Here is a 21,644-nt window from a genome sequence, read left to right on the forward strand (position 1 = left end):
CCCGTCCAGGTCATCCTGGGCGGGGTTTTATGTTGTCGCGGTGCGGGTCTGGATCAGGCGGCGGCGCGGTCCACGATCTGCAGATGCTGCGCGAGCTTGTCGATCTCGGCCATCCAGCGCGATACCAGTCGCGGATCCGATGGTGCCGCGGTGACACCGGCCGGTATTTCGCGGGCCAGAACGGCCTCGACCGCCAGGGATACAGGCACAGACACCAGCCGCGCCATTGCCGTGCCGCGCGCATCGCCCCAGGCATCCATCACATAGGATTTGTGCCAGACGGTCTTGCCATCCTTTTCGGCCTTCAATTCCACGCAAAGAACCACGCGGTCCGGCTCGCCTTCGTCATAGGCGTTTTCCGACCAGAACTGATCGGACATGTCCTTCAGCCGTGCATCGCCCTCAGGGCCGGACAGCGTCTCGATCTCGGCAAAGATATCGGCCCAGGCATCGGACCAGCCGTTCAGGCGCAGGGTGCCGCGCACGAAGTCGCGCACCGGCCATGCGGGATCGAAACGGTAATCCTCCATGAAGGGGATCGAATCGCGGTTCGGATAGACCTCGAACGTCTCAGGCGTCGGCAAGGGGGCGTCATAGCTGCTCAGCGCGTTCCACGGACGATCCACCCGCAACTCCGAGAAGTTGCGAATCGACCGCGAGGGCGAGCGCAGCGCCTTCAGCACACCCAGCGGTGACCAGCTGAACTTGTAGCGGAACGCGTTGGCGATCTTGGGCACGCCGCCGCAATAGGACAGGAACGAAATTGCATTCGTCGGGTCATATGCATCCGACGCGCGGTATTCAGCAACCAGATGATGCGCCATCAGATGGTCGATGCCCGGATCAAGCCCCACCTCGTTGACAGAACACAGGCCCTTGTCGCGGAACGCATCATCCAGCGCGCGCATTTCCGGCGCGATGTAGGACGACGACACGAAATGCGCGCCCTTCTCAAGGCACAGCTTCGCCAGCGGCACATGCCAGTCGGCGGGCAGCATCGACACCATGACATCACCCTTGGCCAGACCGGCGCCCAAAGCCTCGATATCGAAGGCCTTGATCCGGTCGGTCAGATCGCCCACCGCCTTGCGCGCCTTGTCGGCGGAACGATTCCAGACGGTAACCTCATGCCCCGCCTCGATCAGGCGACGCAGGCCGGGGATGGCCGACAGGCCGGTGCCGCACCAGTGGATGGTCATGGGCTTTCCTTTCCTTACTTGAATTTCAGTTTGGCCGTGACGATGGCGATCATCGCCGTGACGGACACGATATTGGCCAGGATCAACGGCCAGTCGACGATCATGATCCCGTAAGCCAGCCAAAGCGAGACCGTGACCAGGAACAGGACCTGCGCGACAAGCGACAGGCTGCGGGTGTCGCGGGTGCGCCAGACCTGCAATGCCTGGGGGATCCAGCAGATCGTACCCAGTATGGCGGCTGCGTAGCCGATGTAGAGTGGCGTCATGTCAAACCTTCGCCAGATGGGTCAGGAACGTGTCTTTCGCACGCCCCCAGACGCCGGTTTCAAGGTGGTTCAGTTCAAGAAGCGTCGGCAGCAGCTGCGCTGCGTAATCCTGCGAGCTTTCGACCGGCAGCATGGACGGCAGGTTGTCGATCGCGGTCACATCCAGCGGGGGGGCATCGTGCACCCGCAACGCGGGTTCGGCCCATGTGGTGGTGCGGTCATAGACCTTGATGGGCGAGAAATCACTGGTCGGATCACAGGCGATGTCGCCGATTACCGTCAATTTGCGCGGGTCTGTCGGGGCCGTTGCAGGCACGAAAACAGGCGTACCGGGCCGCGCCAGGATACAGTTCAGGAAGATCTCATGCTGCATGATTTGCGGAAACGGCCCGCCGCTGGCGGTTTCGGCCATGTCCCAGCGGGTGACCTGCATGCCCATCGCTTCGCACAGATCCGATGCCCCGGTGCCCACGCGCCCCAAGGCCCCGATGACGATGGCGCGGGGTCTGCCGGTGTCGATGCCGCGCATCTCGGCGGTCAGGTCGGCCACCAGCGCGTCGCGTCCCGCATAGACGCCAACGGGGCCGCAGATCTCGCCCCGTTGCTGCGCCAGCCAGCATTTCAGCGAAACCGCCGCCCCAGCGAATCCCGCCCAATACCCGAAGGCCGCGACACGGCGGCCATTCTCATCGACCAGGTATTCCAGATCATACAGCGTCCCGCCGCCAGCCTTGAACCGCTTGAGCAACTCCTGGCCTGCCGGTTGGCCCTTGAAGGCATGGCCGAACATGATGTGACGATGTGGCAGGGCTGTGCCGTCTTCGGGCAGTTCTTTCAGGCCGAAGATGATCGCATCGGCAGGGGCCTCGGGCCAGCTGTTCTGCGCCGCGATCACGGCGCCCGCCGCGCGGTAGCCGTCGATCGGAATGGCGCGCACGTCGCTATCCTCGACCGTCACGCGAAGGCCCGCCTTGATCAACGCGGCGCAGCCATCGGGGGTCAGGCCGACCCGCTCTTCATTGGCGCGCTGTTCGGCGCGGACCCACAGATGTGTCATGGTTCAACTCTTTCGGTGGACGTGTCGCGCGAAGCATAGCCAAGCGCAAGGGCGGCTTAAAGATGCGTTTGCGCGTGTTGGCGATCTGGCCGGTCCAGATGCGGCACCGCATTGAACTGGGTCAGAGCCATATGTTCCCCCAACCGGTGCAGACGGTGGACCGACGTGTTCATGATCGCGATGCAGGCGCGGGCGAAGGCAGGGGTGTCCAACCCCATGGTCTGGCGCAGAACCATCCCGATCAGACCGCCTGAGGTGACCACAAGCGCCGGACCACGTCCGCCCGAAATGTCGCTGATCGCATCCTGGACGCGGGCGTGAAAATCCGCAAAACTTTCGGGCGGGCTGTCGATCTCGCCGGATTGCCAGGCGGTCAGAAGCCGGGGCATGTAGCTGACGAACCCCTCGCGCGTGTTCGGCAGATGAACACCGTGCTGCTGTCCGTAAAGATGGGCCAGGGTGAAGAACTCCATCTCGTTCAGCCGCGCATCCTGCACGATCTCGGCATACTGGCCCGCGCCCATCGCCGAGGCCGTTTCCACGTGACGTATGAGCGTGCCGCAATAGACGCGGGTAATCTGTTCGCGCGTGTCCCGCAGATGTTCGCCCAGCCAGGCGGCCTGCTGATGGCCAAGCGGGCTCAGGCTGTCATAGCCGTGTTCGTCCCGCGCCCCGGTCTGGGCCTGCCCGTGCCGGACAAGGGTGATCTGCGACATGGGACGTCTCCGATTGCTTGCGTTGCAGACCTAGGTCAGCGCGCGGGGCAAGACAACCCGCAAGGCGGCGTCTGGACATACCCGGCGGATGAAGATTGTGTAGCAGCCAGCAGACAGGAAAGGGCAAGGGAATGCGGGTGAACGGCGAAAGGTTTCTCAAGGATCTGCATGATCTGCGGCAGTTTGGTGCATCTGGCGTGGGCAAGGGCGTGGTGCGCCCGGCCTATTCAAAGGCCGATGTGGCAGCCCGTGAATGGCTGGCCGCGCGCATGTCGGATGCGGGGTTGGAGCCGCGCTTCGACGCCGTGGGCAACCTGTTCGGCCTCGCGCCGGGGCGCTCGCTTCTGATGGGGTCGCATAGCGACAGCCAGCCCGAGGGCGGTTGGCTGGACGGGGCGCTGGGCGTGGTCATGGCGCTGGAAATCGCCCGCGCCGCGCAAGAGGCAGGTGGCCCCGCCGTTTCAGTGGCCAATTTCCAGGACGAGGAAGGGCGCTTTGGCGTTACCACGGGCAGCGCGATCTGGTCGGGCCAGTTGCCGCTGGCCCGTGCCGATACCCTCACCGACAGTGCGGGCGTCAGCTTTGCCGAAGCCCGCGCCGCCATGGCGCATCTGGCCGGTGATCCGATTGATCCCGCACGCTTCACCGGCTTCGTGGAATGCCACATCGAGCAGGGACCATGGTTGCACGAGGCAGGACAGGTGATCGGTGTCGTGACGGATATTGTCGGCATAAGGGACATGACCATCACCATGGAGGGGGAGCAGAACCACGCAGGCACCACGCCCATGCACCGCCGCCGCGACGCGTTTCAGGCGCTGTCGGCCTTCAACACGGCCTTGAACGACCGGCTCCGCAACATCGTGACACCGCAGTCGGTCTGGACCATCGGCCATGTCAGCCTGCATCCCGGCGCCCATTCCATCGTGCCGGGGCGCGTCGAGTTCTCGATGCAATGGCGCGACGGCGACACCACGCGCCTGAAGCGGATGGAAGATGTCATCCGCGACACCCTGGCCGAAATCGCCGCCGCCCATGGCATGAACCTGTCTTTCTCGGACATGTTGGGGCTGGAACCTGTCGTGATGCATCCTGCCTTCCGCGCCGCGCTGGGCCAATCCGCCGAAATCCGCGTGCCCGGCCGCTGGCGCGAGATGCAATCAGGCGCCCTGCATGACGCCACCAACGTGGCCGCCCTGATGCCTGCCGCGATGATGTTCGTGCCCTCGATCGGCGGGATCAGTCATGCCTTTGGCGAGGATACGTACGAAGCCGATCTTCTGACCGGGCTTCATGTCATGGCCGATGCGCTGCCCGCCCTTGCCGCTGCGCGGTGAACCACCCTGACGACCTACCCGGTCCAGGCGACATCGCCCAGAAAGATGTAGCCTGCGCCGTAGATGGTCTTGATCAGGCGCGGGTTCTTGGGATCTTCGCGCAGTTTCGTGCGTAGCCGCGATATGCGGACATCCATCGCCCGGTCGAAACTCTCGCCCGCGGCCCCGCCCAATATCTCCTGCATCATTGCGCGCGAGATCAGGCGTTTGGGGCGTTCCAGAAACAGGCGCAGTACCTCGCCTTCGGCATGGGAAAACGGGGTTTCAGCGCCGTTTTCGTCTTCCAGCGCGTAGCGGTCGAAATGGGCTGTCCAGCCATTGAAAAGCGCGGTCTGGCCGGTTTGCGTGACGGGCTGGCCGCGCCGCAGGCGGGCACGGATGCGGGCGACCACCTCGGCGGGATCGAAGGGTTTGATGATGTAGTCATCCGCCCCCAGTTCCAGCCCGGTCACCCGGTCCTGCACCTGCGCCCTGCCCGAGATGATGATGACCACGGCCCCCTGTTCCAGCGCCAGGCGATGCACCAGTGTCAGACCGTCGCGATCCGGCAAAGACAGGTCCACAAGGCAGATATCGGGCGTTGCCGTTTTCAGCGCGGCTTCGAATTCGGTGGCGCGGCCAAAGCTCATCGTGCGGAAACCGGCCTCGGTCAGGGCATGGGCCAGCATGTTCCGGATGGCCGGTTCGTCATCAAGGATCGTGACCAGTGGTGCGCTCATGTCGTCGTGCCTCCGCTTTGCAGGAATGCCGACAGGCCGCTTGCGGTAAAGGGTTTCATCAGCACGGGCACTCGGTCGACGGCGCTCTTGTGGTAAGGGTGGTCCCGCGGCAAGGATGTCATCAGACGGCAGGGTGGATGGCCTGCGGGCAGCCGGTCCAGCAGGTCAAGGCCGGTTTCATCCCCCTCAAGGGTGATGTCGGACAGGATCAGCGCGATATCCGGCAGCTGATCCAGCAGGGCAAGCGCCTCATTGACGCTGGCGGCTTCGATGACCGCGTGGCCCTGGTCGCGCAGCATCTCGCGGATGCCGATGCGCAGGTCTGGGCTGTCTTCGACCAGAAGCACGAGACCCGGCACAAGCGGCAGCGCGGCCGGTCGCAGCGGCAGACGCAGACTGACCTTGCCGCCGCGATCGGTATTGCCGATCAGGACCCGGCCACCTGCAAGCTTGACCATGTCATAAACCATGGCAAGGCCCAGCCCCGTGCCCTCGCCACCCTTGGTCGTGAAAAACGGCTCCAGGGCATGTTCCAGTGCGGCCTCTGAAAATCCGGGACCGGTGTCTGTCACGGTGAACTCTGCCCAGGTGTCTTGTACCGGGCTCACATCCAGATGGATCCTGCCTGACGTTCCGCAAGCGTCGCGCGCATTCAGGATCAGGTTCAGCAGGGAATCCTGCAACATGCCGGTATCCAGCATCAACGCATCATGCGGGATGGTGTTGGAGATCGTCAGCGCGATGCCGGGCGGCAAGGCGGGGGCCGCCAGTGTTTCAAGGTCGGACAGCGCGGCACGCAGGTCAGCTGCCGTGGGGTTCCATTCGCGGGCGCCGGTGATATCGGCGATCCGGTTCAGCAGCGCACCGCCGCGATGGGCCGCCGAAAGCGTTGCGGTCACCAGATCGCGCGCATCTGTCGACAGATCCATCCGCTGCAGGCGCGATTGGCTGCCAAGGATGATTGTCAGCAGGTTCGAGAAGTCATGTGCCATGCCGCTGGTCAGCTGCGCTGCCATTTCGCGCCGCCGCGTCTGTTGCAGGGCGCTGCGGGCCTGGCTTTCCTCGGTCACGTCCATCGACAGGATATAGACCCCGTTGATCTGACCGTCCGGCGCGCGGTCCGGTGTGAAAGCCGCGCGAATCCGGCGGGAGCTGTCTTCATCGTTGAATTCGAAAACCGATGCGGTTCCGAAAAACGCGGCATTCAGATGCGGTTCGATCGCGGCATGGGCTGATTCGCCAAGGGCCTTGCGGATCGGCAGGCCCAGGATGTTCGCGGGCCTTCCCGGCATCACCACGCCCAGCTTGCGGTTCGAGAAGGTATAGCAGCGGTCGCGCCCCACATGCGAGATATGGGCGGGCATCATCTCGGTCGTCAGCCGGGTGCGGGCCTCGGTTTCGGTCAACTGGCGCTTGGCCTCTTCCAGCGCGGTCACGGTCGCTTCCAGTTTGCGGTTCGTGGCGCTCAACTCCTCGGCATAGGCCAGCACCTTGTCGCTCAACTCCTCGGACCTGGCGCGCAGCAGGGCTTCTTGCCGTTTGACGCGGGTGATGTCGGTATAGACGGTAACCCACCCCCCCTGCGGCAGCGGTGAGCCTTCGACGCTGATGCTGCGCCCATCCGGACGCAACCGTTCCATGTAGTGCGGCTCGAATGCGCGGGCCTGTTCGACACGCACGCGCACGGCCTCATCAAGATCATCGACCGGCCCGTATTCGCCGCGTTGCGCCAGGAAGCGGATCGTATCCTCGAAACGCGCACCGGGTGTGGTCAGCGCGGCCGGCAGGTCGAACATCTCGCGGAAAGGACGGTTGCAGATCACAAGCCGCAAGTCGCTGTCATAGATCGACAGCGCCTGCTGGATCAGGTTCAACCCGGCCATTGTCATCGCGGCGGTGTCGAGCGGTGCGGTATTCATTGTCATTCCTCTGGTCGGGTATGGCTAGCACCGCAAGGCGCGCGCGCCTAGTGCCCGATCCGGGTGCGATCTTGTTACAATTCGTAACAATTGGGAAATCTTCAGGAAAAAGTTGACGTAGAGCCTAGCAGATGCACCATCGAAGATCGGTAAAGAATCGCCGCTCAAGGTGGTCACCGGCCCGGAGGGAGAACGGGCGCAAGGGAGGAAAAGATTTGGCACAGTCGTCACAGGCGACCGGTGGACTTGCGTCCATACCGGCGCTGTTGCAGCGCAACGCCCAGCGGTTCGCGGACAAGCCCGCCTACCGTGAAAAGGAATTCGGCATCTGGCAAAGCTGGACGTGGAAGGATGTTCAGCGCGAAGTGGACAACTTCGCCCTTGGGCTGATCAACCTTGGCGTCAACGAAGGCGATTTCATCGCCATCATCGGCAGCAATCGCCCGCAGCTTTACTGGTCGATGGTCGCGGCGCAGTCCGTGGGCGCGGTGCCCGTGCCGCTGTATCAGGATTCCGCGGCAGAAGAGATGGCCTATGTGCTGGACCATTGCGGCGCCCGCTTCATCATCGTCGAGGATCAGGAACAGGTCGACAAGGTGATCGAGATCCAGGACCGCCTGCATCAGTTCGAACACATGATCTACCTTGATCCGCGTGGGCTGCGGAAATACGACCATTCCCGCCTTCACGAATTCCGCCATGTGCAGGAACAGGGGCACGCCGCGCGTGATGAATTCACGCCCGAGCTTGAGCGCCGCCGTGCCAAGCTGGACATGTCCTCGACCTGCGTGATGCTTTACACCTCGGGCACGACGGGCAAGCCCAAGGGCGTGGTGCTGAGCAACCGCAACATCATCGAAAGCGCGCATAACTCATCCGAGTTCGACAAGCTGGGCCCGGATGAGGAAATCCTGGCCTACCTGCCGATGGCCTGGGTGGGTGACTTCATCTTTTCGGTCGGTCAGGCCTATTGGGCGGGCTTCTGTGTCAACTGCCCCGAAAGCCCCGAAACCATGGTCACCGATCTGCGCGAGATCGGGCCGACCTATTATTTCGCACCGCCTCGCGTCTTCGAGACGCAGCTGACCAACGTCATGATCCGGATGGAGGATGCCAGCCGGATGAAGAAATGGCTGTTCGACACCTTCATGGCGCATGCGCGCAAGGTTGGCCCGGCCATTCTGGACGGCAAGCCAGTGGGCTTCATGGACCGCTTGAAGTACAAGCTGGGCGATCTTTTCGTCTACGGGCCGCTGAAGAACACCCTTGGTTTCAGCAACGTCCGCATCGGATATACCGCCGGTGAGGCGATCGGCCCCGAGATCTTCGACTTTTATCGAAGCCTTGGCATCAACCTCAAGCAGCTCTACGGCCAGACCGAAGCCACGGTGTTCATCACCATGCAGCCCGATGGCGAGGTGCGTTCCGATACGGTCGGCGTGCCGGCCCCCGGCGTCGAGTTGAAGATCGGCGACAACGGCGAGGTCTATTACCGCAGCCCCGGTGTGTTCGAATGCTACTACAAGAACCCCGAAAGCACCGCCGATACCAAGGATCCCGAAGGCTGGGTCGCCACCGGCGACGCGGGCTTCATCGAGGAAGGCTCGGGTCATCTGCGGATCATCGACCGCGCCAAGGATGTGGGCAAGATGGCCGATGGCAGCCTGTTCGCGCCCAAATATGTCGAGAACAAGCTGAAGTTCTATCCCAACATCCTCGAGGCGGTAGTCTTCGGCAATGGCCGTGACCGCTGCATGGCGTTCATCAACATCGACCTCAGCGCGGTGGGCAACTGGGCCGAGCGCAACAACATCGCCTATTCCTCCTATCAGGAACTGGCCGGGCATCCCAAGGTGCTGGCCCAGGTGCAGGCCCATGTCGAAGAGGTGAACCGGTCGATCGCGGAAGACCCGATGCTGTCGGGCTGCCAGATCCATCGATTCCTGATCCTGCACAAGGAACTGGACGCCGATGACGGAGAGATGACGCGCACCCGCAAGGTCCGCCGCCGCATCGTCGAGGACAAGTTCCACGACCTGATCACCGCGCTTTATGACGGCTCCGACAAGGTCAGCACCCGCACGGAAGTGACCTATGAGGACGGGCGCAAGGGATACATCAGTGCAACGCTCGAGATCCGGGACGCCAAGGTGCAGCCGGTCACGACGCAGAAGATGGCGGCAGAATGAACCAGATGAGCACAGAAGGCTACACCACGGCCGACGGTCGCAAGATCGGCGGCGTGCTGATGGAGATGAAGAACATCACGCTGCGTTTCGGCGGTGTGAAGGCCATCACCGACATCAGCTTTGACATCCGCGAGGGCGAGATCCGGGCGATCATCGGGCCGAACGGCGCGGGCAAATCCTCGATGCTGAACGTGATTTCAGGTTTCTATGTCCCGCAGGAAGGCGAAGTCTGGTTCCGCGGTACCAAACGCCCGCCGATGAAGCCCTATCAGGTGGCCGAGCAAGGCATCGCACGCACCTTCCAGAACATCGCCCTTTTCGAAGGCATGAGCGTTCTGGACAACGTGATGACCGGCCGTCTGACCCATATGAAGTCAGGCATGCTGGAACAGGCCATCTGGAGGGGCAAGGCCGAGCGCGAAGAGGTCGAGAACCGCGAAGTCGTGGAAAAGATCATCGACTTTCTCGAGATCCAGGCGATCCGCAAGACACCCGTGGCCCGCTTGCCCTACGGTCTGAAAAAGCGTGTCGAGCTGGCCCGCGCCCTGGCAGCCGAGCCGAAACTGCTGCTGCTTGACGAACCGATGGCCGGCATGAACGTCGAGGAAAAAGAGGACATGAGCCGCTTCATCCTGGATGTGAACGACGAATTCGGCACCACGATCGCGCTGATCGAACATGACATGGGCGTGGTGATGGATCTGTCCGACCGTGTGGTCGTGATGGATTACGGCAAGAAGATCGGCGACGGCACGCCCGACGAGGTTCGTCGCAACCAGGCGGTGATCGACGCGTATCTGGGTGTCGCCCATGACTGAGCCAGTGTTCGCAAGCCGTCCTTTCCACAGTTTCGCAGGGAGTGCACCGCATGCCTGACCAACTTCTCTATGCCATCGAGGTGACGTTGAATGGCCTGATGGCAGGCGTTCTCTATGCGCTGGTCGCCCTTGGGTTCGTCCTGATCTACAAGGCCAGCGGTATCTTCAACTATGCCCAGGGGGTCATGGCGCTGTTCTCGGCGGCGACGCTGGTGGGCATCATGAATGGCGACGTGCCCTTCAGCCACCTGATCAATGCGGTCCTTGGCACCGATATCCACCATTTCGGCTGGCACGTGCCCGCGATCCTCGCGATCCTGCTCACGATGGGTGTGATGATCTTCCTGGCCTGGGCCGTGAACCGTTTCGTCTTCAAGCATCTGGTCAACCAGGAACCGATCATCCTGTTCATGGCGACGATTGGCCTTGCCTATTTCCTTGAAGGTCTCAGCGACATGATGTGGGGCGGCGACATCAAGAAACTGGATGTCGGTCTGCCGCAGGGCATCAACGAAACCATCGACGAGGTGACGTTCAACCTGTTCGGATACGGTTTCTTCATCGACAACCTTGATATCGTGGCTGCCGTGGTTGCCGTGATCCTGGTGATCGTCCTGACGCTTTACAGCCAGTATTCCAAACAGGGCCGCGCGCTGCGCGCCGTGGCGGACGACCACCAGGCCGCGCTGTCGGTCGGGATTTCGCTGAATTACATCTGGATCCTGGTCTGGTCGATCGCAGGCTTCGTGGCGCTGGTTGCCGGTATCATGTGGGGTGCGAAATCGGGTGTGCAGTTCTCGCTGTCGCTGATCGCGCTCAAGGCGCTGCCGGTGCTGATGCTGGGCGGCTTCACCTCGATCCCCGGCGCCATTGTCGGCGGGCTGATCATCGGTGTCGGCGAGAAACTGTTCGAGTTCACGCTGGGCGGCATGATGGGTGGCGCGACCGAGAACTGGTTCGCCTATGTGCTCGCGCTGATCTTCCTGGTGTTCCGCCCGCAGGGCCTGTTCGGTGAGAAGATCATCGAGAGGGTGTGATCATGAAAAAGCTGATCGCCATCATCAATGTGATCGCCTGGTCCGGTTTCTGGGCCTTTGGCTACCTGGCGCTGACCGCCAGCGACTTGACGCAGCAGCAGATCACGATCGCCAGCCTTCTGGCCGGTCTGGGCTTTGTCACCGGCGTGGTCGCCTATCTGAAACTCTCGCATGGGACGCCGGGTGTGCGCCACATGACGAAAATCCGCGAAGAGGGGTAAGGGCAGATGTTCTACCGTGAGGCAGGCGATTTCAAGACATCCTATGTGGATGACAACCAGACCTTCCCGATCAAGTTCGACCGCTACCGCTACTACGCGGTGCTGTTCATAGCCTTTGCGATCATCCCCTTCGTGATCAATGATTACTGGGTCAACGCGGTCTTCATGCCGTTCCTGATCTATTCGATCGCGGCCATCGGTCTGAACATCCTGATCGGCTATTGCGGGCAGGTGTCGCTGGGCACCGGCGGCTTCATGGCGGTGGGGGCCTATGCCTGCTACAAGTTCATGACCGGCGTGGACATCTGGTGGGGCGGTGAGCTGCTGTTCCGGCTGCCCGAATTCAACATCTTCTTCAGCGTGATCCTGGGCGGGCTGACGACCGCGCTGGTGGGGGTCCTGTTTGGCCTGCCCAGCCTGCGGATCAAGGGTTTCTACCTGGCCGTGGCCACGCTGGCGGCGCAGTTCTTCCTGGTCTGGGTCTTCAACCGCGTGTCGTGGTTCTACAACTACTCGGCTTCGGGCCAGATTTCGGCGCCCGAACATGGTATTGCCGGGGTCGCGATCACGGGGCCGAACGCCGATGCCTGGGCCATGTACCTGTTCTGCCTGGTGTTCGTGGCGTTCAGCGCGATCATCGCGCGCAACCTGACCCGGGGGGCCGTGGGGCGCAGATGGATGGCGATCCGCGACATGGACATCGCGGCCGAAATCATCGGCGTGGACCCCTTGAAGGCCAAGCTGACCGCTTTCGCCGTGTCGTCCTTCTTCGTCGGCATCTCGGGCGCGCTGTTCTTTGCGGTCTACCTGGGCGCTGTCGAAGTTGGCGAAGCCTTCGGGATCCAGAAATCGTTCCTGGTCCTGTTCATGGTCATCATTGGCGGTCTGGGGTCGATCTTCGGCTCCTTCGCCGGGGCGGCCTTTCTGGTGCTGCTGCCGGTGTTTCTGAAGAATACCCTGGTGGGCACGCTGGGCTGGCCCACCGACCTTGCAGCGCATCTTGAGTTCATGATCGTCGGCGCACTGATCATCATCTTCCTGATCGCTGAACCGCACGGGCTTGCGCAGCTCTGGCGCGTGACCAAGGAAAAATTGCGGCTTTGGCCCTTCCCGCACTAGGGCGGGGGCAAGGCAACTTTTTCGGAGGCTTGCCTCCGGACATCACCATCGGAAAAACCAAGGGAGGATACCCCGATGAAACTGAAACTGATTACAGCGGTGACCGCAGCCATCGTGGCGGCAGCACCTGCGATGGCAGAGCTGACTTTCACGGCGCTCAGCTATCGGACCGGACCCTATGCGGCGAACGGGATTCCCTTCGCGGACGGGTATCAGGATTACTTTACCCTGCTTAACGAGCGTGACGGCGGCATCGGCGGCGAGCCGGTCAACCTGATCGAGTGCGAAACCGGCTACAACACCGAAAAAGGTGTGGAATGCTACGAATCGACCAAGGGTTCGGGCGCGCTGGTCTATCAGCCCCTGTCCACAGGCATCACCTATCAGCTGATCCCCAAGGCAACCGCTGACGGCATCCCGGTGCATTCGATGGGTTATGGCCGGACCTCTGCCAAGAATGGCGAAGTGTTCCGCAACGTCTTCAACTATCCCGCCAACTACTGGGATGGCGCATCTGTCGGCATCAAGCACCTGCTGGATATCAACGGCGGCGACATCAGCGGCAAGAAGGTCGCACTTGTCTATCACAACTCCGCCTATGGCAAGGAACCGATCCGCACACTGGAAGAACTGGCCAAGAAGCACGGCTACGAGCTGACGCTGCTGCCGGTCGATCACCCCGGTCAGGAGCAGAAGTCGCAGTGGCTGCAAATCCGTCGTGACAAGCCTGATTATGTCCTGATGTGGGGCTGGGGCGTCATGAACCAGGTCGCGATCCAGGAAGCCGTGAACATCCGCTATCCGATGGAAAACTTCATCGGCATCTGGTGGTCGGGTTCCGAGAACGACGTTCTGCCCGCAGGTGACGGCGCGAACGGCTACAAGGCGCTGACCTTCCATGCGACTGGCGCAAGCTACCCGCTGTTCGACGACATCAAGACGCATGTCGTGGACAAGGGAAAGGCCGCTGGCGCTGGCGACCAGATCGGTACTGCCCTGTATAACCGCGGTCTCTATGCGGCGATGCTGGCAGCCGAGGCGGCCAAGACGGCGCAGGCGATCCATAACACCACGGCTCTGACCCCCGCGCAGATGCGCGACGGGATGGAGAACCTTGAAATCACCGAAGCCAAAATGACCGAACTGGGTCTGCCGGGTTTTGGTCCGTCCTTCAAGGTCAGCTGCCAGAACCATGGTGGTGACGGCCTGGTGGCCGTGGTGCAGTGGGATTATGCGTCCAAGTCCTGGAACATGATCTCGGACTTCCAGCAGTCGGATCAGGACGTCCTGAACCCGCTGATCGCGGAAGATGCGGCGGCCTATGCGGCTGAAGCCGGTATCACGCCGGGTTGCAACTGATCCAGACCCGCTGCGGGCAGCCCCGGTGGCTGCCCGCGCATTTCGGATATTTGAAGCAAGAAGAAGACTGGACGTTGCCCCTCCCGAATGACGGGCGCGTTAACCTTAACGGAGCGTGAGACATGCTGGACGCAGGCCGGACCGAAGAAAACCTTCTTGAGGTCAACAACATCGAGGTGATCTACAACCACGTGATCCTCGTTCTCAAGGGCGTGTCGCTCAAGGTGCCCAAGGGCGGGATTACCGCGCTTCTTGGGGGCAATGGCGCAGGCAAGACAACCACGCTCAAGGCGATTTCAAACCTTTTGCACTCGGAACGCGGTGAAGTGACCAAGGGCAACATCCTGTATCGCGGCGAGCGGGTCCAGGACCTGAGCCCGAACGACCTGGTGCAGAAGGGCGTCATCCAGGTGATGGAGGGCCGGCACTGTTTCGAACATCTGACCGTCGAGGAAAACCTGCTGACCGGCGCCTACACGCGCAAGGACGGCAAGGGCGCCATCGAGGCTGACCTTCAGATGGTCTACAACTATTTCCCGCGGCTGAAAGAGCGCCGCAAAAGCCAGGCGGGTTATACCTCGGGTGGAGAGCAGCAGATGGTGGCCATCGGCCGCGCGCTGATGAGCCGGCCCGAGACGATCCTGCTGGACGAACCCAGCATGGGACTTGCGCCGCAGTTGGTCGAAGAAATCTTCACCATCGTGAAGAACCTCAACGAGAAAGAGGGCAACACCTTCCTTCTGGCAGAGCAGAACACGAACGTTGCCCTGCGTTTCGCGCATTATGGATACATCCTTGAATCCGGCCGCGTCGTCATGGACGGCCCCGCCGCCGATCTGCGCGAGAACCCGGACGTCAAGGAATTCTATCTTGGTGTGTCGGAAGAAGGCCGCAAATCGTTTCGCGATGTGCGGTCCTATCGTCGTCGCAAACGCTGGCTGAGCTGACCAGACCCAGGCCACTTTTTTCTGCTCGGTAATGCGAAAGGTCTGCCATGACCCGCTTTTTTGATGAACTTGAAACCCGCAGTGCCGATCAGCGTGCTGCTTCCCTTGCGAAAGCCCTGCCTGACCAGATCGCACGCGCGAAGGCCTTGCCGGGATATGCCGGTGCGCTGGATGGCGTGAACCCTGCCAGCATCACCACCGTCGCGGCCTTGGCCAGCCTGCCCGTGCTGCGAAAATCGGACCTTGGCCGCGCGCAGGGGGCGGCCGGCCCGTTCGGCGGGCTGACGACACGGCCCGCGCATGGATTTGCCCATATCTTCCAGTCTCCCGGTCCGATCTATGAACCGGGCGGAACCGAACATGACTGGTGGCGCATGGGCCGTTTCCTGAATGCCTGTGGCATCGGGCGCGGCGATATCGTGCAGAACTGCTTTGGATACCACCTGACCCCGGCTGGCATGATCTTTGAATCCGGCGCGCGGGCCGTGGGGGCGGCGGTGCTGCCCGCAGGCACCGGCCAGACCGAATTGCAGGTCACCGCAAGCCGGGATGTTGGTGTCACCGCCTATGCCGGAACGCCGGATTACCTGAAGGTGATCCTCGACAAGGCCGACGAGATGGGTGTGCGCCTGGGCATCACGCGCGCCGCCGTGGGCGGCGGGGCGCTGTTCCCCTCGCTACGCAAGGAATATGCCGATCGCGGGATCCTGTGCCTGCAATGCTATGCCACGGCTGATCTTGGCAACATCGCTTATGAAAGCGAAGCGCAGGAAGGCATGATCGTGGATGAGGGCGTGATCGTCGAGATCGTGACCCCCGGCACCGGTGATCCGGTGGCGCCCGGTCAGGTCGGTGAAGTCGTTGTGACCACGCTCAACCCCGATTATCCGCTGATCCGCTTTGCAACCGGCGATCTGAGCGCGGTGATGGAAGGGGTCAGCCCCTGCGGCCGCACCAATATGCGGATCAAGGGCTGGATGGGGCGCGCCGACCAGACCACCAAGATCAAGGGCATGTTCGTGCGCCCCGAACAGGTGGCGCAGCTTGTCGCGAAACACGCCGAGATCAGCCGCGCCCGCGTTATCGCCAGTCGCGAGGGCGAGATGGACGTGATGACCGTGCAGATCGAATCCGCGGGCGGCAACCCGGATGCCTATGCCAGCACGGTGGCCGAAGTGCTGAAGCTGAAGGGCAAGATCGAACTTCTCAGCCCTGGCAGCCTGCCCAATGATGGCAAGGTGATCGAGGATCAGCGCGTCTACGATTGATCCCCGACGCAACCGGCATTGGACAAAATAAAAAAGACCGCCCCGAGAGGCGGTCTTTTCATGTAGCGATCGCGTATCGATCAGCCCTGGCGGGCTTTGAACCGACGCTGCGTCTTGTTGATCACGTAGACGCGGCCTTTGCGGCGCACGACACGGCAGTCGCGATGCCGGTTCTTGAGCGAGCGGAGCGAGTTCTTGACCTTCATGGTCCTCTCCTATCAGTCGCGGCGCGGGCCTTGCGCCTTGTGGTAGCCATGCCCCGGTTGTCCGGGACGGTGAAATGGCCCCCGAAGGGGCCAGAGAAACATCCCGTTACCGGAATGGAGAAATCATGGTGGGCGATACAAGGTTCGAACTTGTGACCCCTTCGATGTCAACGAAGTGCTCTACCACTGAGCTAATCACCCATGATACCGGACGGAAGCCTGCCCTCTGAAACGAAGAGGGGCGCGGGATTCCGCGCCGGTTCGTGGTCTATAAAAGGAGTCGGAAGCAGGATCAAGGGCTTTTGGCAAAGCGATTTATCGCGCTATGATAGGTTTATAGCGAGGACGACATATGCCATCGGTAGCCTATCATCTGTTCCGGCCGGAAGAAACACGCACCAGCGTGATCTTTGCCTCACCCCATAGTGGCCGCGACTACCCCTGGAGCTTTCTGCGCCGCACGGTGCTGGACGAACATTCGATCCGCACATCGGAGGATGCCTTTGTCGACAGGCTCTATGAGGCGGCGCCTGGTCTGGGGGCGCCCTTGCTTCTGGCAGGCGCGCCGCGCGCCTTCATCGACCTGAACCGCAGCGCGGATGAACTGGACCCCGCCCTGATCGACGGTGTGCGCGGCCTGACGCATAATCCGCGCATCGCATCCGGGCTTGGAGTCGTTCCCCGCGTCGTGGCCGGTGGGCGGGCGATCTACCGTGGCAAATTGCAGCTTGATGAGGTGCAAGGCCGGATCACGCAATACTGGCGCCCCTATCATGCCATGCTGCAACGGCTGCTGGACGAGGCGCATGGGCAGTTCGGCGAAGCAATCCTGATCGACTGCCATTCAATGCCGCATGAGGCGATGGACGGTATTGCGCGCTCGGGTGCGCGACGGCCGGACGTTGTGTTGGGTGACAGGTTCGGTGCATCGGCGTCATCATGGGTCGTGGACCGGATCGAGGCCGCGTTTCAGGGCACTGGTCTGGTAGTGGCGCGCAATGCGCCATTTGCCGGCGCCTACACGACACAGCATTACGGACGCCCGGCCCGTAATCAGCACGTGGTGCAGATCGAAGTGGACCGTGCGCTTTACATGAACGAGCAGCTGATCCGCCCCAATGGCAATTTCGTCAATTTCCAGAAAACCCTGACCAGCGTGATCGGCCGCATCGTTGATATTGGTCTGCGTAATCAACGGCTGGCGGCGGAGTGATCGCGCCTACCTGAGGGCGCGCCCCTTGAGAATGGCATCCTCGCCGAATCGCGCCCTGATCGCATCCGTCGCCCGTTCGGCCCGCTGACGGGCCGCGGCTTGCGGGTCCAGCAGATCATGGGACAGATCGGCCGCATTTTCGGGCACAAGGTCCGACAGGCCCACGCCGATCAATCGGTAGGGGCCTGCGTTTTGCCCTTGGTCGAAAAGCGCCCGCGCCTCACGGTACAGCTTGTCCGCCAGTTGCGTTGCATCGCGCATCGCGTGGCGCCGGGTCAGGATCCGGTGATCAGCGCGCTTGAGTTTCAGTGTCACAACCCGGCCCGCCAGCGCCTTGGCCTTGGCCCGGTCGGCCACCTTTTCGGCCAGCCGCCAGATATGTCCGTCAAGAATGTCCGGGTCGGATGTGTCTTCCGAAAATGTCGTCTCGTTCGAGATGGATTTCATCGGGCTGTCGCGCGAGACGCGCCGCGTGTCCAGTCCGCGCGCCAGATGCCACAGCCTGTCGCCCATGCTGCCGAAACGCGCGGTCAGGTCGCGCGCCTCCCAGCGCAACAGGTCGTCGAAACTGCGAATGCCCGCCTGTTCCAATGCGGTCTGTGTGGCCTGGCCGACGCCCCAGATCATCCTGACTGGCTTGCCACGCAGGAAAGCCGCGGTATCCGCACGTCCGATGACGGAAAACCCATGCGGCTTGTTCAGGTCGGATGCGATCTTGGCCAGGAACTTGTTGTGGCTTAGTCCGACCGACCCCGTCAGGCCCAGTTCAGTCTTCATCCGCCGCACCAGCCGCGCCAGCATCACCGCCGCTGGCGCGCCATGCAGGCGCGCGGTGCCGGTCAGATCCAGAAAAGCCTCGTCCAGCGACAGCGGCTCGATGGCGGGCGTCAACTCCTCCATCATGGCGCGGATGGCGCGCGAGGCGTCGACATAGGCCTGCATGCGCGGCTTGATCACAACCGCCTCGGGGCACAGCTTGAGGGCCTGGAACATCGGCATGGCCGAGCGCACACCCTTGATCCGGGCGATATAGCAGGCCGTTGACACCACCCCGCGCCGCCCGCCGCCGATGATCACCGGCTTGTCCACAAGCGCCGGGTTGTCGCGCTTTTCGACCGAGGCATAGAAGGCATCGCAATCCATATGCGCGATGGTCAGGCTGTCCAGCTCAGGATGGCTGACAATGCGCGGCCGCCCGCAGGACGGACAGCGGGCGGCTGCGTCGAAGCGGGTCAGGCAGTCGCGGCACAGGCTGGGCATCGGGGAAAATCCGGGCACATGGTATCGGCAAGGCTGGCATTCAGCATATATGAGGGGGATGACGCAGGAAACCGATATCGCGGGGCAAGGATTCGCGGGGGCCAAGCTGGCCCTGTTTCTGGGCGACCACCTTGCAATCATCCTGCGCGACAACACCCCCGACATTCCCTGGCCCGGCCATCTGGACCTGCCAGCAGGGGCGCGCGAAGGCAGCGAATCCCCGCAAGACTGTGTCCTGCGCGAAACCCGCGAGGAGCTGGGCCTGACGATCGCCCCACGTTATCTGCGCTGGGGGCAAAGGTTCATCGGCCGTGCGGGGCCTGTCTGGTTCTTTGCCGCGCATCTCCCAAAGGCGCGGGCGCATGATGTCGTGTTTGGCAATGAAGGGCAGGGCTGGCGCCTGATGACACCCGCCGCCTACCTGGCCGACCCGTTGGCGATCCCGCATTTCCAGGACAGGCTTCGCCTTTACCTGTCATCGCCCTGACGACCTGCAAGCGCATGTAATTCGCCGATTCCCTTGTGCCGGACATCAGGCTATCTTCCGCAGTGCATAAAGGAGTGTATTTGAATGAACGATAATCTCACGGATCTATTCGGAGGAAATGCCGTTTCACTGGCGATTGCCGTTCTGGTGATCGTGACGCTCTACAAGGCGGTCAAGATCGTGCCGCAGTCTGAAAAGCATGTGGTCGAACGCTTTGGTCGTCTGCGTACCGTGCTGGGGCCAGGGATCAATTTCATCATCCCGTTCCTTGATGTCGTGGCACATCGCATTTCGGTGCTGGAGCGACAGCTTCCCAATGCCGAACAGGACGCGATCACGTCGGACAACGTGCTGGTGAAGGTCGAAACCTCGGTCTTCTATCGCATTACCGAGCCGGAAAAGACGGTTTACCGCATTCGCGACGTGGACGGGGCGATTGCAACGACCGTGGCGGGGATCGTCCGATCCGAAATCGGCAAGATCGAACTGGACCAGGTGCAATCGAACCGTGCGGATCTGATCACCAAGATCCGCGAGCAGGTCGTAGCCATGGTCGATGACTGGGGGATCGAAGTCACGCGGGCGGAAATCCTGGATGTGAACCTTGATGCGGCCACGCGGTCGGCCATGCTGCAGCAGTTGAACGCCGAACGCGCCCGCCGCGCCCAGGTGACCGAGGCCGAGGGGCGCAAGCGCGCGGTGGAACTGGCCGCCGATGCCGATCTTTACGCCGCCGAGCAGATGGCCAAGGCCCGCCGGGTGGAAGCGGATGCCGAAGCCTATGCGACCGGCGTGGTCGCGGCGGCGATCAAGGAAAACGGGCTTGAGGCCGCGCAATATCAGGTTGCGCTGAAACAGGTCGAGGCGTTGCAAGCGGTTGCGACCGGTGATGGCAAGCAGACGATCCTGCTGCCCGCCGCCGCGCTTGAGGCCTTTGGCAACGCCTTTGGTCTGCTGAAGGGGAAAGGCTGATGGTGCTCTGGCAGGAATGGTGGGTCTGGGTCGTCGTCGGCGTGACGCTGGCCGTGGCCGAGGTGATCTTGCCCGGCTTCATCCTTCTGGGGTTTGCCATCGGCGCGGCCCTCGTCGGGCTTTTGCTGCTGATTGGCGTGTTGGGCGGCAACCTTTTCGTCTTGATCCTGATCTTCGCGATCGCCTCGCTTGTGGCATGGATCGCGCTGCGCCGACTGGTCGGCATCCGCAAGGGTCAGGTCAAGATCTGGGATCGCGACATCAACGAGAACTGATTGCCCCGCGGGGCGTGATCACGCCCCGCGCAATTCGTCCAGAATAGCCAGCGCCGCCTGACGTGGATCGGCCGCCTGCCAGATCGGGCGTCCCACCACGATATGATCGGCCCCGTCCGCAACGGCCTGCGCCGGGGTTGCGATCCGCTTCTGATCGCCCTTGTCGGCACCTGCGGGGCGAACACCCGGCGTCACGATCAGGCGGCCTTCGGCCTGTGGCAAGCTGCGGATCAGCGCCGCTTCCTGCGGCGAGGCGATCACACCATCGGCCCCGGCCTCAAAGGCAAGGGCGGCGCGTTCCAGCACCAGGTCGGTCACGTTGCCGGGTTTGATCAGGGCCGCGTCAAGATCGCCACGGTCCAGCGAGGTCAGGATCGTCACCGCCAGGATCTTCATGTCCTTGCCGCCGACCCCGTTGCGCGCCGCACGCACCACATGCGGATCGCCATGTACGGTCAGGAAATCCAGATCGTATTGCGCCAGTCCTCGGACTGCCGCCTCGACCGTGGCGCCGATATCGAACAGTTTCATGTCCAGGAAGATGCGCTTGCCGTGTTCCTGTTTCAGCTCATTGGCCAGCGCCAGCCCGCCGCCCGTCAGCATCCCAAGGCCGATCTTGTAGAAACCGACCGCATCGCCCAGCTTTTCGGCCAGGGCCAGGCCCTCCAGCGCGTTCGGCACATCTAGGGCAACGATCAGGCGGTCATCGGTTGCTGTCATGGCGGTATCCTTCGGGCATGGCATGTCAGGGTTCGGGCGGTGTTAGCGGCTGACCTGTCCGTCGGCAAGACTTGAGATGTGCCGCGCTGGCCGCGCCTGCCCAGCATCCTTGGGCCGTGCAACGCGCGACCCCTGACTGTCCGTGGTCTTGCGCGACAGCCGAGAGACGAAAAATCTGTCCAGGCAGGATCCATTTTTTCGGGATTTATTCATCATACCCGCCGATGGAGGGGCAGGAAGGACTTGAACAGGTTGCGCCGCGCAACCATCTTGGGTCTGAGGCCCGGAACAGGGTGTGCCGCAAAGCGGGCACCACAAGACGCGGGCGCTTGGAAAAAGG

Annotated in this window: 22 protein-coding genes and 1 tRNA gene; 13 read left to right on the forward strand and 10 right to left on the reverse strand. The window is 62.3% G+C overall.

Annotated elements, in window-relative coordinates; all coding sequences use genetic code 11:
* Positions 1-53 precede the first annotated feature (53 nt).
* Genes ACFQ3C_RS12105 through ACFQ3C_RS12120 form a run of 4 tightly spaced genes read right to left on the reverse strand, consistent with a single transcriptional unit; the run spans position 54 to position 3,238 of the window.
* Positions 54-1,199 carry a saccharopine dehydrogenase family protein gene (locus ACFQ3C_RS12105; protein ID WP_380792067.1) on the reverse strand — a complete coding sequence of 382 codons (1,146 nt, stop codon included), beginning with the start codon at positions 1,197-1,199 and terminating at the stop codon, positions 54-56.
* Positions 1,200-1,213: 14 nt separating this feature from the next.
* Positions 1,214-1,465 (reverse strand): SemiSWEET transporter, encoded by a 252-nt coding sequence (locus tag ACFQ3C_RS12110; RefSeq protein WP_380792069.1) that lies wholly within the window; start codon positions 1,463-1,465, stop codon positions 1,214-1,216.
* A gap of 1 nt (position 1,466) precedes the next feature.
* Positions 1,467-2,522 carry a saccharopine dehydrogenase gene (locus ACFQ3C_RS12115; RefSeq protein WP_380792071.1) on the reverse strand — a complete coding sequence of 352 codons (1,056 nt, stop codon included), beginning with the start codon at positions 2,520-2,522 and terminating at the stop codon, positions 1,467-1,469.
* 56 nt (positions 2,523-2,578) lie between these two features.
* Positions 2,579-3,238, reverse strand: a complete 660-nt coding sequence (locus ACFQ3C_RS12120) for a histidine phosphatase family protein (RefSeq protein WP_380792073.1) — start codon at positions 3,236-3,238, stop codon at positions 2,579-2,581.
* Positions 3,239-3,369: 131 nt separating this feature from the next.
* Here ACFQ3C_RS12120 and ACFQ3C_RS12125 point away from each other — a divergent pair, with 131 nt between their 5' ends.
* Positions 3,370-4,575, forward strand: a complete 1,206-nt coding sequence (locus ACFQ3C_RS12125; RefSeq protein WP_380792075.1) for a hydantoinase/carbamoylase family amidase — start codon at positions 3,370-3,372, stop codon at positions 4,573-4,575.
* Positions 4,576-4,589: 14 nt separating this feature from the next.
* On the opposite strand, the gene ACFQ3C_RS12130 is transcribed toward ACFQ3C_RS12125, so the two are convergent.
* On the reverse strand, positions 4,590-5,294 hold the full coding sequence (locus ACFQ3C_RS12130; protein WP_380792077.1) for a response regulator transcription factor: 705 nt from the start codon (positions 5,292-5,294) through the stop codon (positions 4,590-4,592).
* The gene (locus ACFQ3C_RS12135) at positions 5,291-7,213 is read right to left on the reverse strand and encodes a PAS-domain containing protein (protein WP_380792079.1); all 1,923 of its coding nucleotides are present in this window, start codon (positions 7,211-7,213) and stop codon (positions 5,291-5,293) included. Before ACFQ3C_RS12135 ends, ACFQ3C_RS12130 begins: the two co-directional genes overlap by 4 nt.
* Positions 7,214-7,428: 215 nt before the next feature.
* Between ACFQ3C_RS12135 and ACFQ3C_RS12140 the strand changes: the two genes are divergently transcribed.
* The 8 genes from ACFQ3C_RS12140 (at position 7,429) to ACFQ3C_RS12175 (ending at position 16,171) form a co-directional block, all read left to right on the forward strand.
* Positions 7,429-9,402 carry an AMP-binding protein gene (locus tag ACFQ3C_RS12140; protein ID WP_380792081.1) on the forward strand — a complete coding sequence of 658 codons (1,974 nt, stop codon included), beginning with the start codon at positions 7,429-7,431 and terminating at the stop codon, positions 9,400-9,402.
* Positions 9,399-10,220: an ABC transporter ATP-binding protein gene (locus tag ACFQ3C_RS12145; RefSeq protein WP_380792083.1), complete on the forward strand. Its 822-nt coding sequence runs from the start codon at positions 9,399-9,401 to the stop codon at positions 10,218-10,220. Before ACFQ3C_RS12140 ends, ACFQ3C_RS12145 begins: the two co-directional genes overlap by 4 nt.
* A 50-nt stretch (positions 10,221-10,270) precedes the next feature.
* Complete coding sequence (locus tag ACFQ3C_RS12150) at positions 10,271-11,257, forward strand: branched-chain amino acid ABC transporter permease (RefSeq protein ID WP_380792085.1); 987 nt, start codon at positions 10,271-10,273, stop codon at positions 11,255-11,257.
* Between the two features lie 2 nt (positions 11,258-11,259).
* Positions 11,260-11,478, forward strand: a complete 219-nt coding sequence (locus ACFQ3C_RS12155) for a hypothetical protein (RefSeq protein ID WP_380792087.1) — start codon at positions 11,260-11,262, stop codon at positions 11,476-11,478.
* 6 nt (positions 11,479-11,484) lie between these two features.
* Positions 11,485-12,597, forward strand: coding sequence for a branched-chain amino acid ABC transporter permease (locus ACFQ3C_RS12160; protein ID WP_380792089.1), 1,113 nt, complete (start codon positions 11,485-11,487; stop codon positions 12,595-12,597).
* A 75-nt stretch (positions 12,598-12,672) separates the two neighbouring features.
* The gene (locus ACFQ3C_RS12165; RefSeq protein ID WP_380792091.1) at positions 12,673-13,956 is read left to right on the forward strand and encodes an ABC transporter substrate-binding protein; all 1,284 of its coding nucleotides are present in this window, start codon (positions 12,673-12,675) and stop codon (positions 13,954-13,956) included.
* Between the two features lie 122 nt (positions 13,957-14,078).
* Positions 14,079-14,903, forward strand: a complete 825-nt coding sequence (locus ACFQ3C_RS12170) for an ABC transporter ATP-binding protein (RefSeq protein WP_380792093.1) — start codon at positions 14,079-14,081, stop codon at positions 14,901-14,903.
* Positions 14,904-14,950: 47 nt separating this feature from the next.
* Complete coding sequence (locus tag ACFQ3C_RS12175) at positions 14,951-16,171, forward strand: phenylacetate--CoA ligase family protein (protein ID WP_380792095.1); 1,221 nt, start codon at positions 14,951-14,953, stop codon at positions 16,169-16,171.
* Positions 16,172-16,251: 80 nt separating this feature from the next.
* On the opposite strand, the gene ykgO is transcribed toward ACFQ3C_RS12175, so the two are convergent.
* Entirely contained in the window at positions 16,252-16,377 is a 126-nt protein-coding gene (gene ykgO / locus ACFQ3C_RS12180) for a type B 50S ribosomal protein L36 (protein ID WP_008562923.1), read from the reverse strand.
* 126 nt (positions 16,378-16,503) lie between these two features.
* Positions 16,504-16,578 (reverse strand) — tRNA-Val (locus ACFQ3C_RS12185).
* Between the two features lie 151 nt (positions 16,579-16,729).
* Between ACFQ3C_RS12185 and ACFQ3C_RS12190 the strand changes: the two genes are divergently transcribed.
* A complete protein-coding gene (locus tag ACFQ3C_RS12190) occupies positions 16,730-17,590 on the forward strand; it encodes an N-formylglutamate amidohydrolase (protein WP_380792097.1) in 861 nt (286 codons plus the stop codon).
* A gap of 6 nt (positions 17,591-17,596) precedes the next feature.
* Here ACFQ3C_RS12190 and ACFQ3C_RS12195 read toward each other — a convergent pair whose 3' ends face one another.
* Positions 17,597-18,850: a DNA polymerase IV gene (locus ACFQ3C_RS12195; RefSeq protein WP_380792099.1), complete on the reverse strand. Its 1,254-nt coding sequence runs from the start codon at positions 18,848-18,850 to the stop codon at positions 17,597-17,599.
* Positions 18,851-18,908: 58 nt separating this feature from the next.
* On the opposite strand from ACFQ3C_RS12195, the gene ACFQ3C_RS12200 reads away from it, so the two are divergent.
* From ACFQ3C_RS12200 to ACFQ3C_RS12210, 3 genes are all read left to right on the forward strand, one after another.
* Positions 18,909-19,337 carry an NUDIX hydrolase gene (locus ACFQ3C_RS12200; RefSeq protein ID WP_380792101.1) on the forward strand — a complete coding sequence of 143 codons (429 nt, stop codon included), beginning with the start codon at positions 18,909-18,911 and terminating at the stop codon, positions 19,335-19,337.
* Positions 19,338-19,421: 84 nt separating this feature from the next.
* A complete protein-coding gene (locus tag ACFQ3C_RS12205) occupies positions 19,422-20,309 on the forward strand; it encodes an SPFH domain-containing protein (RefSeq protein ID WP_380792103.1) in 888 nt (295 codons plus the stop codon).
* Positions 20,310-20,311: 2 nt separating this feature from the next.
* A complete protein-coding gene (locus ACFQ3C_RS12210; protein WP_380792145.1) occupies positions 20,312-20,584 on the forward strand; it encodes a hypothetical protein in 273 nt (90 codons plus the stop codon).
* Positions 20,585-20,602: 18 nt separating this feature from the next.
* Here ACFQ3C_RS12210 and pyrF read toward each other — a convergent pair whose 3' ends face one another.
* Positions 20,603-21,304 (reverse strand): orotidine-5'-phosphate decarboxylase, encoded by a 702-nt coding sequence (pyrF, locus tag ACFQ3C_RS12215; protein ID WP_380792105.1) that lies wholly within the window; start codon positions 21,302-21,304, stop codon positions 20,603-20,605.
* Positions 21,305-21,644 lie beyond the last annotated feature (340 nt).

This window comes from Seohaeicola saemankumensis, from assembly GCF_042678485.1.
Classification (GTDB): Bacteria; Pseudomonadota; Alphaproteobacteria; order Rhodobacterales; family Rhodobacteraceae; genus Seohaeicola; species Seohaeicola saemankumensis.

What these genes read in the sequence shown, in the direction of transcription:
- ACFQ3C_RS12105 (WP_380792067.1), bottom strand. Translation starts at nt 1,199, where the DNA reads ATGACCATCCACTGGTGCGGCACCGGCCTGTCGGCCATCCCCGGCCTG.
- ACFQ3C_RS12110 (WP_380792069.1), bottom strand. Translation starts at nt 1,465, where the DNA reads ATGACGCCACTCTACATCGGCTACGCAGCCGCCATACTGGGTACGATC.
- ACFQ3C_RS12115 (WP_380792071.1), bottom strand. Translation starts at nt 2,522, where the DNA reads ATGACACATCTGTGGGTCCGCGCCGAACAGCGCGCCAATGAAGAGCGG.
- ACFQ3C_RS12120 (WP_380792073.1), bottom strand. Translation starts at nt 3,238, where the DNA reads ATGTCGCAGATCACCCTTGTCCGGCACGGGCAGGCCCAGACCGGGGCG.
- ACFQ3C_RS12125 (WP_380792075.1), top strand. Translation starts at nt 3,370, where the DNA reads ATGCGGGTGAACGGCGAAAGGTTTCTCAAGGATCTGCATGATCTGCGG.
- ACFQ3C_RS12130 (WP_380792077.1), bottom strand. Translation starts at nt 5,294, where the DNA reads ATGAGCGCACCACTGGTCACGATCCTTGATGACGAACCGGCCATCCGG.
- ACFQ3C_RS12135 (WP_380792079.1), bottom strand. Translation starts at nt 7,213, where the DNA reads ATGAATACCGCACCGCTCGACACCGCCGCGATGACAATGGCCGGGTTG.
- ACFQ3C_RS12145 (WP_380792083.1), top strand. Translation starts at nt 9,399, where the DNA reads ATGAACCAGATGAGCACAGAAGGCTACACCACGGCCGACGGTCGCAAG.
- ACFQ3C_RS12150 (WP_380792085.1), top strand. Translation starts at nt 10,271, where the DNA reads ATGCCTGACCAACTTCTCTATGCCATCGAGGTGACGTTGAATGGCCTG.
- ACFQ3C_RS12155 (WP_380792087.1), top strand. Translation starts at nt 11,260, where the DNA reads ATGAAAAAGCTGATCGCCATCATCAATGTGATCGCCTGGTCCGGTTTC.
- ACFQ3C_RS12160 (WP_380792089.1), top strand. Translation starts at nt 11,485, where the DNA reads ATGTTCTACCGTGAGGCAGGCGATTTCAAGACATCCTATGTGGATGAC.
- ACFQ3C_RS12165 (WP_380792091.1), top strand. Translation starts at nt 12,673, where the DNA reads ATGAAACTGAAACTGATTACAGCGGTGACCGCAGCCATCGTGGCGGCA.
- ACFQ3C_RS12170 (WP_380792093.1), top strand. Translation starts at nt 14,079, where the DNA reads ATGCTGGACGCAGGCCGGACCGAAGAAAACCTTCTTGAGGTCAACAAC.
- ACFQ3C_RS12175 (WP_380792095.1), top strand. Translation starts at nt 14,951, where the DNA reads ATGACCCGCTTTTTTGATGAACTTGAAACCCGCAGTGCCGATCAGCGT.
- ykgO (WP_008562923.1), bottom strand. Translation starts at nt 16,377, where the DNA reads ATGAAGGTCAAGAACTCGCTCCGCTCGCTCAAGAACCGGCATCGCGAC.
- ACFQ3C_RS12190 (WP_380792097.1), top strand. Translation starts at nt 16,730, where the DNA reads ATGCCATCGGTAGCCTATCATCTGTTCCGGCCGGAAGAAACACGCACC.
- ACFQ3C_RS12195 (WP_380792099.1), bottom strand. Translation starts at nt 18,850, where the DNA reads ATGCCCAGCCTGTGCCGCGACTGCCTGACCCGCTTCGACGCAGCCGCC.
- ACFQ3C_RS12200 (WP_380792101.1), top strand. Translation starts at nt 18,909, where the DNA reads ATGACGCAGGAAACCGATATCGCGGGGCAAGGATTCGCGGGGGCCAAG.
- ACFQ3C_RS12205 (WP_380792103.1), top strand. Translation starts at nt 19,422, where the DNA reads ATGAACGATAATCTCACGGATCTATTCGGAGGAAATGCCGTTTCACTG.
- pyrF (WP_380792105.1), bottom strand. Translation starts at nt 21,304, where the DNA reads ATGACAGCAACCGATGACCGCCTGATCGTTGCCCTAGATGTGCCGAAC.